14 protein-coding genes are annotated in these 12601 nt (G+C 66.9%); 9 read left to right on the top strand and 5 right to left on the bottom strand.

Features of this window, described 5'->3' with window-relative positions:
* Positions 1-90: 90 nt before the first annotated feature.
* Positions 91-1677 (bottom strand): ABC transporter substrate-binding protein, encoded by a 1587-nt coding sequence (locus GQE99_RS07235; protein ID WP_161350936.1) that lies wholly within the window; start codon positions 1675-1677, stop codon positions 91-93.
* 119 nt (positions 1678-1796) lie between these two features.
* On the opposite strand from GQE99_RS07235, the gene GQE99_RS07230 reads away from it, so the two are divergent.
* From GQE99_RS07230 to GQE99_RS07190, 9 genes are all read left to right on the top strand, one after another.
* Positions 1797-2459: a DUF1028 domain-containing protein gene (locus tag GQE99_RS07230; RefSeq protein WP_161350935.1), complete on the top strand. Its 663-nt coding sequence runs from the start codon at positions 1797-1799 to the stop codon at positions 2457-2459.
* Positions 2452-3672, top strand: coding sequence for a Zn-dependent hydrolase (locus GQE99_RS07225; protein WP_161350934.1), 1221 nt, complete (start codon positions 2452-2454; stop codon positions 3670-3672). Before GQE99_RS07230 ends, GQE99_RS07225 begins: the two co-directional genes overlap by 8 nt.
* Positions 3673-3807: 135 nt before the next feature.
* On the top strand, positions 3808-5013 hold the full coding sequence (gene pcaF, locus GQE99_RS07220) for a 3-oxoadipyl-CoA thiolase (RefSeq protein ID WP_161350933.1): 1206 nt from the start codon (positions 3808-3810) through the stop codon (positions 5011-5013).
* A 22-nt stretch (positions 5014-5035) separates the two neighbouring features.
* Positions 5036-6028, top strand: coding sequence for a 1,2-phenylacetyl-CoA epoxidase subunit PaaA (gene paaA, locus GQE99_RS07215; protein ID WP_161350932.1), 993 nt, complete (start codon positions 5036-5038; stop codon positions 6026-6028).
* Between the two features lie 11 nt (positions 6029-6039).
* Positions 6040-6324: a 1,2-phenylacetyl-CoA epoxidase subunit PaaB gene (gene paaB / locus GQE99_RS07210; protein ID WP_161350931.1), complete on the top strand. Its 285-nt coding sequence runs from the start codon at positions 6040-6042 to the stop codon at positions 6322-6324.
* On the top strand, positions 6324-7091 hold the full coding sequence (paaC, locus tag GQE99_RS07205; RefSeq protein WP_161350930.1) for a 1,2-phenylacetyl-CoA epoxidase subunit PaaC: 768 nt from the start codon (positions 6324-6326) through the stop codon (positions 7089-7091). The genes paaB and paaC overlap by 1 nt, the downstream gene beginning before the upstream one ends.
* Before the next feature lie 4 nt (positions 7092-7095).
* On the top strand, positions 7096-7557 hold the full coding sequence (paaD, locus tag GQE99_RS07200; RefSeq protein WP_161350929.1) for a 1,2-phenylacetyl-CoA epoxidase subunit PaaD: 462 nt from the start codon (positions 7096-7098) through the stop codon (positions 7555-7557).
* Between the two features lie 10 nt (positions 7558-7567).
* Complete coding sequence (locus GQE99_RS07195; RefSeq protein WP_161350928.1) at positions 7568-8641, top strand: 2Fe-2S iron-sulfur cluster-binding protein; 1074 nt, start codon at positions 7568-7570, stop codon at positions 8639-8641.
* Positions 8631-9392: a Phenylacetic acid catabolic protein gene (locus tag GQE99_RS07190; RefSeq protein WP_161350927.1), complete on the top strand. Its 762-nt coding sequence runs from the start codon at positions 8631-8633 to the stop codon at positions 9390-9392. Before GQE99_RS07195 ends, GQE99_RS07190 begins: the two co-directional genes overlap by 11 nt.
* Before the next feature lie 16 nt (positions 9393-9408).
* On the opposite strand, the gene GQE99_RS07185 is transcribed toward GQE99_RS07190, so the two are convergent.
* Genes GQE99_RS07185 through paaG form a run of 4 tightly spaced genes read right to left on the bottom strand, consistent with a single transcriptional unit; the run spans position 9409 to position 12537 of the window.
* The gene (locus GQE99_RS07185) at positions 9409-10008 is read right to left on the bottom strand and encodes a TetR/AcrR family transcriptional regulator (protein ID WP_161350926.1); all 600 of its coding nucleotides are present in this window, start codon (positions 10006-10008) and stop codon (positions 9409-9411) included.
* On the bottom strand, positions 10008-11318 hold the full coding sequence (paaK, locus tag GQE99_RS07180) for a phenylacetate--CoA ligase PaaK (protein WP_161350925.1): 1311 nt from the start codon (positions 11316-11318) through the stop codon (positions 10008-10010). Before paaK ends, GQE99_RS07185 begins: the two co-directional genes overlap by 1 nt.
* Entirely contained in the window at positions 11315-11752 is a 438-nt protein-coding gene (paaI, locus tag GQE99_RS07175; RefSeq protein WP_161350924.1) for a hydroxyphenylacetyl-CoA thioesterase PaaI, read from the bottom strand. Before paaI ends, paaK begins: the two co-directional genes overlap by 4 nt.
* Positions 11749-12537, bottom strand: coding sequence for a 2-(1,2-epoxy-1,2-dihydrophenyl)acetyl-CoA isomerase PaaG (paaG, locus tag GQE99_RS07170; RefSeq protein ID WP_161350923.1), 789 nt, complete (start codon positions 12535-12537; stop codon positions 11749-11751). Before paaG ends, paaI begins: the two co-directional genes overlap by 4 nt.
* Positions 12538-12601 lie beyond the last annotated feature (64 nt).

Here is a 12601-nt window from a genome sequence, read left to right as displayed (position 1 = left end):
TCCGGACGGCCCCGGCGCGGGGGTGAGTGTGAGGAATGGGCCGGGCGGGGCGCGCGAGAGGAGCACGACCCGCCCGGGATCGGGTGAAGATCAGTTCTTCACCACGTCTTCGAGCTGCAGCAGGAAGGAGGGCTCGAGCACCAGGTTCTCGACCCGGTCCGAGGTCACCGCGTTCTGCTTCCAGTTCGCGACGAAGACCCAGGGTGCATCTTCCTGCACGATCTCCTGCATTTCCTTGTAGAGCTTCGCACGCTCTTCCTGGTCGGTTTCCACGCGGGCCTTGTCGAGCAGCGCGTCCACCTCCGGGTTGGAGTAGTAGCCGGAGTTGAAGCCGCCCTCCGAGGGGAAGGCCGCCGTGCGCAGCGCGAGGAAGGGCAGCGTGTCCGGATCGTTGGTCATCCAGGCCATCTCGGCCATGTCGGCCTTGCCCTCGAGCCCCGGGTTCACTTCACCCAGGAACGTGTTCCACTCGTAGGTCTCGATCTTCACGTCGAGCCCGACGGCGTTCAGGTCCGCCTGGATCGCCGTGCCCATCGGGATCGGGTCGAGCATGCCGGAACCGCCCTCGGTCACGTAGAAGGTCAGCTCCGCGCCCTCGGCGCCGGCTTCCTCGATCAGCTCGCGGGCCTTCTCCGGGTCGTAGGGATAGGGATCGAGCTCTTCGTTGTAGGCCCAGGCGAAGGCGGGCGGGATCGGGCCCGCGGCGACTTCGGCGGTGCCCTCGAGCACGTCGTTGACCAGCGCTTCCTTGTTGATCGCGTAGTTCGCCGCCTGGCGCACGCGCTTGTCTGCGAAGGGGCCTTCCTTGGCGTTCAGGATCAGGAACCAGACGTGCGGGCCTGCCTGCTCGACGATGTTGTAGTCTTCGCCCTGGAATTCCGACAGCGCGGTGGGCGGCACTTCGACCATCACGTCGATGCCCCCCGACAGCATCTCGGCCACGCGGGTGTTGGCATCCGTGATCGGGCGGAAGACGACCGCCTCGGCCTCGGCCGGCTCACCCCAATAGTCGGCGTAGCGCTCCACCACCACACGCTCGTTCGAACGCCATTCGGCGAACTGGAACGGGCCTGTGCCGACCGGGTTGCGCCCGTAATCCTCGCCGTATTCGGCCACGGCCGTCGGCGACACGAGAAGACCCGTGGGATAGGCCAGGTTGGACAGGAGCGGCGCGTAGGGCTCGTTCAGGACGAGCTTCACGGTGTACTCGTCGACCACCTGCGTCTCGGTGATGGCCGAGAAGAAGAAGGCCAGCGGGAACGGGCCGGTGTTGTGATACGGGTGCTCTTCGTCGAGCATCCGGTCGAAGTTGAATTTCACGGCTTCCGCGTTGAAGGGCGTGCCGTCATGGAAGGTCACGCCTTCGCGCAGCTTGAAGGTGTACTCGGTGCCGTCCTCGGACACGTCCCAGCTTTCGGCCAGCGAGGGCTCGACCTCGAGCGTGCCGGATTTGTACTGCACGAGCCCTTCGTACATGTTCACAACGATCCGGAAATCGTTCTGCGCGGTGACGGCGGCCGGGTCGAGCGACTTGGGCTCGGCGATCTGGCCGACGATGAGCACGCCCGGCGGCGTCTGGGCCAAAGCGGTGCCCGGTGTCAGCGCAAGCCCCGTGGCCAGCGCCGCGCCCGCGGCAGCCGCGAACAGCCCGCGGCGTGTCCATGAAAGTACGTTCATTGGATGGCTCCCTTGTTGGATCTGTCGAGAATTTTCGTTCGTTATTGCGACTCAAATTATCATGATTAATTGCACCGGTCAATTTTTCATGATAATTGTCGGGTCATGCTGGAGACTTCATGACCTTTTCCATACTCGCACGCGATCCCGCAACGGGGCTCATGGGCGGCGCGGCGGCCACGGGGTCGCTCTGCGTCGGCGGCTGGGTGCTGCGCGGACGCGCTGACGCGGGGCTTTCGGCCAGCCAGGGCGCTTCGCCCTCGACCCTTTGGGGCGAGGCCGCGATCACCGCACTGGCGGAGGGCGAAAGCGCGACGGATGCCGTGACCCGGATCACGGGGGCCGATCGCGGGCGCGACGCGCGCCAGCTCTCGGCGCTCGGACTCTCCGGGCCGGGCGCGGCCTTTTCGGGCTCCGCCAACGGACCCGAGATCGCGGACATGCTCTTCGACGGCGGCGTGGCGGCGGGCAACCTGCTCTCGTCCGTCGACGTAATCCCCGCGCTCGTCGACGGTTTCCTCGGCGCCTCGGGCGACCTGCCCCACCGCCTGCTCGAAGGGTTGATCGCCGCGCAGGCGGCGGGCAGCGATTCCCGGGGGCTCTTCTCGGCCGCGCTCCTGGTCGTCGGGCGCGACCGCGCGCCGCTGACCTTGCGGATCGATTATTCCGAAGACCCGCTCACCGACCTTGCCGACCTGCTGGAGCGCGCCACCTCGGGCGAATACCAGTTCTGGGCGCACCAGGTGCCGACACTGGACAACCCGGAGCGCACCCTTGACTGACTGGGGAACGCGCGCCGCCGACCGACTGACCCGGATCGCCGCCTGTTCCGAGCCGGGACCGGGCGTGACCCGCCTGCCCTTCACCGACGAACACCGCGCGGCCCTTGCCGAGATCAGGGGCTGGATGGAGGCCGCCGGGCTGTCCCCCACCCTCGACGCCGCAGGCACGCTCGTCGGGCGCAAGGAGGGCACCGGGCCCGGCACGTTCTACCTTGGCTCGCACCAGGACAGCGTGCGCGAAGGCGGCGGGTTCGACGGGATCATGGGCGTCGTGCTGGCCTGTCTCGCGGTCGAGAAGCTGTCACAGGACGGCGTCACCCTGCCCTTCGCGGTCGAGGTTCTGGCCTTCGCCGACGAGGAAGGCGTGCGCTTTCCGACGGCGCTCATGGGGCCGCGGGCGCTGGCAGGCACGTTCGATCCGGCCGTGCTGGAGCTGGCCGACCGCGACGGCACCACGCTGCGCGAGGCCATGACCGGCTTCGGTCTGACCCCGGACGACATCCCAGCCCTCGCACGCGACCCGTCCGAGGCGATCGGTTACCTCGAGGCGCATATCGAACAGGGCCCCGTCCTGGAACAGTGCGAGCAGGCGCTTGGCGTCGTGACGGCGATCTGCGGGATCGAGCGTCATTCGGTCACCTTCACCGGCGAGACCGGCCATGCCGGCACCCTTCCGATGCGGGCGCGTGCGGATGCGCTGGTGGGGGCGAGCGAGCTCGTGACCCTCGCCCATCACACCGGGCGCGAAGAAGGCGAACTGCGCGTCACCGTGGGACAGCTCGACATTTCGCCCAACGTCGTCAACGCCGTCCCGCGCGAGGCGCGCCTCACGCTCGAGATCCGGTCTCCCGACGACCGCCAACGCGAAGCGGCGGGCTCGATGCTGGCCAACAAGGCGAAGCGGATCGCGGACCGTTGGGGCTTGTCGCTCGAGATGACGCGCACCTATCACCAGCCCGCCCAGCCCTGCGACGCGGGCCTGCGTGCCGCGCTCGTGGAGGCGGCGACAGGGACCGGAGAGGCGGGCGTCGAACTTGCCTCGGGCGCCACGCACGACGCCTCGGCGATGGCGGACCTCTGCCCCATCGCGATGCTTTTCCTGCGCTGCGACGGCGGGGTGAGCCATGTGCCGGAGGAACATGCGAGCGCGGCGGACATGGGTCGCGCGGTCGACGCGATGGCCCGGTTCCTCGCCGCCCTGCCCGGCCGCTGACCCCGCGCCGGCCACCAAACGTTACAGGATTTCGGAAACACGCATCCGTGCGTAACATTTCCCTTGCGTCGAATCACGGCAGGGCTTATCTCGACCATGCGGTCGGGAATAGACCGTGACGAAACGGGAGGTACCATGTCCGACGCCTTTATCTGTGACGCGCAGCGCACGCCGATCGGCCGCTACGGCGGCGCGCTTTCGTCGGTTCGCACCGACGACCTGGCCGCGATCCCGATTGCTGCGCTGATGGCGCGCAACGCCGGCGTGGACTGGACCAAGGTCGATGACGTGATCTTCGGCGACGCGAACCAGGCGGGCGAGGACAACCGCAACGTGGCGCGCATGGCGTCGCTGCTCGCAGGTCTGCCCACCGAGGTGCCCGGCACCACCGTGAACCGGCTCTGCGCCTCCGGCATGGACGCGGTCGGCATGGCGTCGCGGGGCCTGAAGGCCGGCGACTACGACCTCGCCATCGCGGGCGGCGTCGAGAGCATGAGCCGCGCGCCTTTCGTGATGCCCAAGGCCACGAGCGCCTTTTCGCGGTCCAACGCGGTCTACGACACCACGATCGGCTGGCGTTTCGTGAACAAGAAGATGGCGGACCAGTACGGCACGCACTCGATGCCGGAAACCGCCGACAACGTGGCTGAAGATTACGCCGTAAGCCGCGAAGATCAGGACGCTTTCGCCGCCCGCTCGCAGGCCCGATGGGCCGCGGCGCAGGAAGCCGGGCGCTTCGCCGACGAGATCGTTCCCGTCAGCGTGCCGCAGCGCAAGGGCGACCCGGTGATCGTCGACACCGACGAACACCCCCGCCCGGGCACCTCGGCCGAGAAGCTCGCGGGCCTCAAGGGCGTGAACGGCCCCGACCTGACCGTCACCGCCGGCAACGCCTCGGGCGTGAACGACGGGGCCGCGGCGATCCTGATGGCCTCGGAGGCCGGGGTGAAGGCCCACGGGCTGACCCCGATCGCCCGCGTCGTCGCGATGCAGGCCGCCGGCGTCGAACCCCGCGTCATGGGCATCGGGCCGGTTCCCGCCACGCGCAAGGTGCTGGCCAAGACCGGGCTCACCATCGACGACATGGATGTGATAGAATTGAACGAAGCCTTCGCGTCCCAGGGCCTTGCCACCCTGCGGGAACTGGGCGTGGCGGACGACGACGACCGGGTGAACCCCAACGGCGGCGCCATCGCCATCGGCCACCCGCTCGGCATGTCCGGCGCGCGGCTGGTGCTGACGGCGGCCTACGAACTCAAACGCCGCGGTGGGCGTTACGCTCTGTGCACGATGTGCGTGGGCGTGGGCCAGGGCACCGCGATGATCATCGAACGCGCCTAGGCGCGCAGAGGAGGACCAAGACATGTATGCACAAATGGTCAAATCCACCGGCAAGGGCGTGAAGTCGCTCGAGGAAATGGAGCCGGAAGAGCGCCATTTCCAGGAGAAGGTCGATGCCGACATCCGCATCGAACCGCGCGACTGGATGCCGGAGGGCTACAAGAAGACGCTGATCCGCCAGATCGGACAGCACGCGCACTCGGAAATCGTGGGCCAGCTGCCGGAGGGCAACTGGATCACCCGTGCGCCGACGCTGGAGCGCAAGATGATCCTGCTCGCCAAGGTGCAGGACGAGGCGGGCCACGGCCTCTACCTCTACTGCGCGGCCGAGACGCTGGGCATCTCGCGCGACGAGATGACCGAAATGCTTCTGTCGGGCAAGATGAAGTACTCGTCGATCTTCAACTACCCCACCCTGACCTGGGCCGACATCGGCGCGGTCGGCTGGCTCGTGGACGGCGCGGCGATCATGAACCAGGTGCCGCTTCAGCGCACCTCCTACGGCCCCTACTCGCGTGCGATGATCCGCATCTGCAAGGAGGAGTCGTTCCACCAGCGCCAGGGCTACGACATCATGATGAAGATGGCGAAAGGCTCCGAGGCGCAGAAGCGCATGGCGCAGGATGCGCTGAACCGCTTCTGGTATCCCTCGCTGATGATGTTCGGGCCCTCCGACGCCAACTCGGTCCACTCCGAGCAGTCGATGGCCTGGAAGATCAAGATCAACACCAACGACGAGCTGCGCCAGAAATTCGTCGACCAGACCGTGCCGCAGGCCGAGTACCTGGGCCTCACCATTCCGGACGAGACGCTGAAATGGAACGAGGAAAAGGGTGGCTACGACTTCGCCGAACCGGACTGGGACGAGTTCTTCGACGTGCTCAAGGGCGCGGGCCCGGTGAACAACGACCGCCTCGAAGCACGCCGCAAGGCGTGGGACGACGGCGCCTGGGTGCGTGAAGGCCTGCTGGCCCACGCCGAGAAGAAACGCGCCAGCAAAGTGGCCGCAGAGTAAGGACGACGGACATGAGCAAGGAATGGCCCCTCTGGGAAATCTTCATTCGCGGTCAGCACGGCCTGAGCCACCGTCACGTGGGCAGCCTGCACGCCCCTGACGCGGAAACCGCGATCAAGAACGCGCGCGACGTCTACACGCGGCGCAACGAAGGCGTGTCGATCTGGGTGGTGGAAGCCGCCCACATCACGGCCACCGCGCCGGGCGACAAGGGGCCGATCTTCGAGCCCTCCGAGTCCAAGATCTACCGCCACCCGACCTTCTACGACATTCCGGACGAAGTGGGGCACATGTAATGACCCAAAAATCGGACCCGAAGTTCGAGGCGCTCCTGCGGCTCGGAGACAATGCGCTCATCCTCGGACACCGCGTGAGCGAGTGGTGCGGCCACGCCCCGGTGCTCGAAGAGGACATCGCGCTGGCCAACACGGCGCTGGACCTGCTGGGGCAGACGTCGCTCTGGCTGGAATACGCGGGCGAGGTCGAGGGCAAGGGCCGCTCGGCCGATGACATCGCCTTCCTGCGCGACGCCTGGGACTTCCGCAACGTGCTCCTGGTCGAGCTGCCCAACGGCGATTTCGGCCAGACGATCATGCGGCAATACCTGTTCGACGTGTTCAACCGCCTCAACCTCGAAGCGATGAAGACGTCCACCGACACGCGCATCGCCGAGATCGCCGAGAAGGCCGCGAAGGAAGCCGCCTACCACGTCGAACGTTCGGAAGGCACGGTGATCGGGCTTGGCGACGGCACCGAGGAAAGCCATCGCCGGATTCAGGACGCGCTGAACATCCTGTGGCCCTACGCCCAGGAGCTCTTCATCACCGACGAGGTCGACGAGGAGATGGCGAAGGCGGGCGTGATCCCGGACCCCAAGTCGCTCCAGGACGCCTGGAACGCCGAGGTCCGTGGCGCGTTGGCCGAGGCCACGCTCGAAGTGCCCGAGGCGCATTTCGGCCACCGCGGCTCCGGCAAGGACGGGCGGATGCACACCGAGCACCTGGGGCACATCCTGACCCAGATGCAGTGGCTTCAGCGCGCCTATCCGGGGCAGGAGTGGTGAGCCGATGGCCCACCCGTCGACAGAACAGGTGTGGGACTGGCTCGACACCATTCCCGACCCGGAAATCCCGGCGATCACGCTGACTGATCTCGGGATCATCCGGAACGTGGGTTGGGACGGCGACACCTGCGTCGTCACCGTCACGCCCACCTATTCCGGCTGCCCCGCGACCTCGCTCATCAACATGGAGATCGAGACCGCGCTGCGCGAACACGGGCTGGAGAAGATCGAGCTCAAGCGCCAGCTTTCGCCCGCCTGGACCACGGACTGGATGAGCGAACGGGGCCGGCGCAAGCTCGAGGAATACGGGATCGCCCCGCCGCAACCGGCGGGCGGACCGGACAAATGCCCGCACTGCGGGTCGACCAACGTCGAGAAACTGAGCCAGTTCGGCTCGACCCCCTGCAAGGCGCAATGGCGGTGCAAGGACTGCCTCGAGCCCTTCGATTATTTCAAGTGCATCTGAGGAGGTGCGGATGGCACGCTTCCACGAACTCGAAGTCACCGACATACAGAAAACCATCCGCGACGCGGTGGTGGTGACGCTTAAACCCAAGGACGACCCCGAGGCGTTCGACTTCATCCAGGGCCAGTACCTGACCTTCCGGCGCGACTTCGACGGCGAGGAGCTTCGCCGCTCCTACTCGATCTGCGCGGGCAAGGACGACGGCGTGCTCCAGGTCGGGATCAAGCGCGTCGACGGCGGGGCGTTCTCGACCTTCGCCAACGAGGACCTGAAGGTCGGCGACGTGCTCGAGGCGATGCCCCCGATGGGCCGGTTCCACACCGAGCTCGACCCGTCGGCCGGCAAGAACTACATCGGCTTCGCAGGCGGCTCGGGCATCACGCCGGTCCTGTCCATCCTGCGCACCACGCTGGCACGCGAGCCGCGCTCGACCTTCACGCTGGTCTACGCCAACAAGGGCGTGGCGAGCATCATGTTCCGCGAGGAGCTGGAAGACCTCAAGAACACCTACATGGGCCGCCTGTCGGTGATCCACGTGCTCGAGACGGACGCGCAGGAGATCGACCTCTTCACCGGGCTCGTCACCGAGGAGAAAGTGGGCCAGCTCTTCCGCGCGGGCTTCCTCGACGCCGAGGCGACCGACACCGCCTTCATCTGCGGGCCCGAGCCCATGATGCTGGGCATCGCCGCGGGGCTGAAGGCGCAGGGGCTTGCCGAGGACCAGATCAAGTTCGAGCTTTTCGCCTCCGCGCAGCCCGGGCGGCTCGCCAAGCGGGTGATTTCCAAGGAAGCGGGCAAGACCGCGAACGAGGCGCAGATCGTCGTCACGCTCGACGGCGCCACGCGAACGGTCGACGCCTCGAAGCAGCTCTCCGTGCTGGATGCCGCGCGGGCCGAGAATCTCGACGCGCCCTATGCCTGCAAGGCGGGGGTCTGCTCGACCTGCCGCTGCCGCGTGCTCGAGGGCGAAGTCGAAATGGTGACGAACCACGCGCTCGAAGATTACGAGGTGGAGAAGGGCTATGTCCTTTCCTGCCAATCCTTCCCGGTGACCGACAAGGTGGTGGTGGATTATGACCAGTGATTTCGCGGAAATGACGCTGAGCGACTACCTTGAGCAAGGTGGCCGCCTCACCTCCCCCGCCAACGTGCCCCCGCGCTACCGCGCGGAGCTGCTCAAGCTGATGGCCACCTTCGTGGACTCGAACCTCGCCGGTGCGGCAGGCTTCGCCGACGCGATCAACCTGGCCCCGGGCATCAAGGCGCGCGGCGCGGCCGCCCGGATCGTGGCCGAGAAGCTGGACAACGCCGACCGCGTTCTCACGCTCATGGGTGAATTCGGCGCCGACACGGACCGCTACGTGCGCCAGCACCCGTGGGACACCCGGCTCGACCGCAACGCCGACATCGGGGCCACCCGGATCGAGCAGGACATGCGGCTCGCCGTGTTCAACTACCCGTTCACCGGCTGGGCGGACTCGGTCGTGATGAACCTGCTCATGGGCAACGCGGTCTGCGTCCAGCTCGAAGAGCTCAAGGACGTAAGCTACCAGCCGCTGTCGGAAGCCTTCCGCGACATCCTCGCCACCGAGCGTCACCACGCGCAACTGGCCGAGGAAGGCGTGGCCGTGCTGGCCGACGAAGGGGCCGACCTGCAGGCCAGCGTCGACTACTGGATGCCCCGCGTCGCGGTGAGCTTCGGGATCGGCGATGCCGGACGGCTGGAACAGCTTAAGTCGATGGGCCTGCGCCGCACCGACAACGCCGCCCTGAAAGCGGAATGGGAGGCGCGCGTCGCGCCGATCCTGAAGAATTTCGGGCTGAAACCGGCCTGAGCGCGGCACGCGGTGGTCACACCGCGTGCAGCCCCCCAAGCGTCATGTCGCACACCAGCGTGGCATAGGCTTCCCGCTCTGCGGGCCCGGCCTTGCCCGACCAGGTGAAATACCAGTTCAGCATGCCGAAGAGCGCCATCGTCGCCGCGCGCAGCTTGGGCGCGTCGCCCTCGAAGCGCTCCGGGGCGACATGCGCGACGATGTCGGAGACGAAGCGCACGAGGTCCCGCTGCAGGTCGCGCAGCTCCTTCTGCTGCTCCTCGGGCAGAAGCGCCATCTCGTTCATCTGGATGCGGTGCTTGTAGTCGTAGCCCTCGTAGGCGAGCATGATTTCCCGCACCACCGCCCGCAGTTGCTGATCCGGCATCAGGCCCTTGAGGTCCAGCTCGACGACCCGGTCGCGCAGGGCGCGCAGGTGGCTGTCGAGGATGTCGAAAAGCAGCGTCTCCTTGGACGGGTAGTAGTGGTAGATGTTCGCCTTCGAGATCCCGCATTCCTCGGCCAGCCGGGTCATAGAGGACCGGTCGTAGCCCTCGGTCGCGAAGACCTTGGCCGCAGCCAGAAGGATCTGGCTGCGTTTCTCGTCGTGATCGCGGGCGATGGAGCGGGCTGCCATCAGCCCTTCCCCCGGTTGTCGACGACGCGCTGCGCCTTGCCCTGGCTGCGCGCCACGGCGCCGGGGTCGCCGACGATGATCTCGGTCGAGACGCCCACGACATCCTTGATCCGCTTGGTGAGCATGCGTGCGGCGGCGGTCTTCGAGGCTTCGTCGGTGGAATCCTCGGCCGCCTCGACGTAGACGCGCATCCCGTCCATGCGGCCCGACTTGTAGAGCTCGATCTGGAAATGCGCGGTGATGCCGCCGGTGGCCAGCACCTGTTCCTCGATCTGGGTCGGGAAGACGTTCACGCCGCGCAGGATGATCATGTCGTCCGAGCGCCCGGTGATCTTCTCCATCCGCCGCATGGTGCGCGCCGTGCCGGGCAGAAGCCGGGTCAGGTCGCGGGTGCGGTAGCGGATCATCGGCAGGCCTTCCTTGGTGAGCGTGGTGAAGACCAGTTCGCCCAGCTCGCCGTCCGGCAGCACTTCGCCCGATTCCGGGTCGATGATCTCGGGCAGGAAGTGGTCCTCCCAGATGACCGGGCCGTCCTTCGTCTCGACGCATTCGTTCGCCACGCCCGGTCCCATGATCTCGGACAGGCCGTAGATATCGACGGCGTGCATATCGAAGGCGTCCTCGACCTCCTTGCGCATGGAGTCCGTCCACGGCTCGGCCCCGAAGACGCCGACCTGGAGCGAGCTTTCGCGCGGGTCGAGCCCCTGCTTGTGGAACTGCTCGAGGATGTTGAGCATGTAGGAGGGGGTGACCATGATCGCCTTCGGCTCGAAGTCCTGGATCAGCGTCACCTGCCGCTCTGTCATGCCGCCCGACACCGGCACCACGGTCGCGCCGAGGCGTTCGATCCCGTAATGCGCGCCGAGACCGCCGGTGAAGAGACCGTAGCCATAGGCGTTGTGCACGATGTCACCCGGGCGCACGCCCGAGGCGCGCAGGCTGCGCGCGACGAGGTCGGCCCAGTTGGACAGGTCGGTTTCGGTGTAGCCCACCACGGTCGGCTTGCCGGTCGTGCCCGAGGAGGCGTGCACGCGGCGGATCTGGTCGCGCGGCACGGCGAAGAGGCCGAAGGGGTAGTTGTCGCGCAGGTCGTTCTTGTAGGTGAACGGAAACTTGGCGAGGTCCGAGAGTTGCTGCAGGTCGTCCGGGTGCACGCCGGCCGCCTCGAACCGTTCCTTGTACATCGGCACGTTGTCGTAGGCGTGGCGCACGGACCACTTAAGGCGCTCGAGCTGGAGTGCGCGGATTTCGTCGATCGAGGCGATCTCGATCGGGTCGAGCGTGGCGCGGTCGGGGGTCAGGTCCTTCATTGTTTTTCCTCCTCCTCGAAAAGGGTGCCGGGGATGGCGCGCGACATGCCGCGCATCTCGGCGATACGGGTTCCGTCCTGGTTGGTGACGTGAATGTCGTAGATGCCGGAGCGGCCCTTGATGTAGGTCTCTTCGGCCACGGCGGTCAGAAGGTCGCCTTCCTTGCCCGGCGCCAGGAACGAGATCATGTTGTGCTGGGCCACGGTGTTCTGGTTGCGGCTGTTGCAGGCGAAGGCGAAGGCGCTGTCGGCCAGCGCGAAGATCACGCCGCCGTGGCAGATCGCGTGGCCATTGCAGTGATGCGGCATGACCTGGAGCGTCATGGTCGCCTTGCCCTCGTCGACCTCGCCCAGCTCCATGCCGAACCACTTCGACGACTGGTCGTTGCCCCACATCGCCTGGCAGGACCGTTGGGCGCGCTCGCGCGGCGTCATTGCGGCTTCTCCCCGGTGAAGGCCGGCTTGCGCTTGTCGAGGAAGGCGCCCACGCCCTCGGCGTAGTCGGGCGACAGGCCGCACTGGAACATGAGCTCCGCTTCGAGGTCGAGCTGGGCGTCCATCGTGTTCGTCTCGGCCGCCTGGATCGCCTTCTTGGTCTGGGCGTAGCCGAACGTCGGCCCCTTGGCGAATTTCGCCACCTGCTCGCGCGCGGCGGCGAGGAAATCGTCCTCGGGCAGACACTTCCAGATCATGCCCCACTCTTCGGCCCTGGCTGCCGGCAGTGGCTCGGCGGTGAGCGCGAGGCCACGGGCGCGGGCCGGCCCCACCAGGTTGGTGAGCGAGAACGAGCCGCCGGTGTCCGGGATCAGGCCCACGTTGGCGAAGCTCTGGATGAACTTTGCCTTCTCGGAGGCGATGACCATGTCGCAGGCGAGCGACAACGAGGACCCCGCCCCGGCCGCCACGCCGTTCACGGCGCAGACCACCGGCATCTCGAGCGCGCGGATCTGGCGCACCAGCGGCGCCCAGAAGGTGCGCACGGTATAGCCGAGGTCGATCTTGTCGGTCTTGCGCGGATCGCGGTCGCCCAGGTCCTGCCCGGCGCAGAAGCCCTTGCCCGCCCCGGTCAGAAGAACCGCGCGGGCATCATTGGCGGCCCCGTCGAGCGCTTCGCGCAGGGCCATGTGCATTTCTTCGTTGAAGCTGTTGAGCCGGTCGGGACGATTGAGGGTGATTTCCACCCAGCCGTCCTGCCGGTCCACGAGCACGGTATCGCTCATCGACTCCTCCCTTGGTGTTGCGCAATACTTGCTTAAACCGACTGGTCGGTCAATAATGTTCTTG

The sequence above is a fragment of the Maritimibacter harenae genome, assembly GCF_009882975.1.
GTDB classification, from domain to species: Bacteria; Pseudomonadota; Alphaproteobacteria; order Rhodobacterales; family Rhodobacteraceae; genus Maritimibacter; species Maritimibacter harenae.
Note: the sequence above shows the minus strand (reverse complement) of the source record. Positions and strands in the feature narration are given on the sequence as shown.

Bases quoted from the DNA above. Each gene is read 5' to 3' on its own strand.
- GQE99_RS07235 (WP_161350936.1), bottom strand. From the start codon at position 1,677: ATGAACGTACTTTCATGGACACGCCGCGGGCTGTTCGCGGCTGCCGCG.
- GQE99_RS07230 (WP_161350935.1), top strand. From the start codon at position 1,797: ATGACCTTTTCCATACTCGCACGCGATCCCGCAACGGGGCTCATGGGC.
- pcaF (WP_161350933.1), top strand. From the start codon at position 3,808: ATGTCCGACGCCTTTATCTGTGACGCGCAGCGCACGCCGATCGGCCGC.
- paaA (WP_161350932.1), top strand. From the start codon at position 5,036: ATGTATGCACAAATGGTCAAATCCACCGGCAAGGGCGTGAAGTCGCTC.
- paaB (WP_161350931.1), top strand. From the start codon at position 6,040: ATGAGCAAGGAATGGCCCCTCTGGGAAATCTTCATTCGCGGTCAGCAC.
- paaC (WP_161350930.1), top strand. From the start codon at position 6,324: ATGACCCAAAAATCGGACCCGAAGTTCGAGGCGCTCCTGCGGCTCGGA.
- paaD (WP_161350929.1), top strand. From the start codon at position 7,096: ATGGCCCACCCGTCGACAGAACAGGTGTGGGACTGGCTCGACACCATT.
- GQE99_RS07195 (WP_161350928.1), top strand. From the start codon at position 7,568: ATGGCACGCTTCCACGAACTCGAAGTCACCGACATACAGAAAACCATC.
- GQE99_RS07190 (WP_161350927.1), top strand. From the start codon at position 8,631: ATGACCAGTGATTTCGCGGAAATGACGCTGAGCGACTACCTTGAGCAA.
- GQE99_RS07185 (WP_161350926.1), bottom strand. From the start codon at position 10,008: ATGGCAGCCCGCTCCATCGCCCGCGATCACGACGAGAAACGCAGCCAG.
- paaK (WP_161350925.1), bottom strand. From the start codon at position 11,318: ATGAAGGACCTGACCCCCGACCGCGCCACGCTCGACCCGATCGAGATC.
- paaI (WP_161350924.1), bottom strand. From the start codon at position 11,752: ATGACGCCGCGCGAGCGCGCCCAACGGTCCTGCCAGGCGATGTGGGGC.
- paaG (WP_161350923.1), bottom strand. From the start codon at position 12,537: ATGAGCGATACCGTGCTCGTGGACCGGCAGGACGGCTGGGTGGAAATC.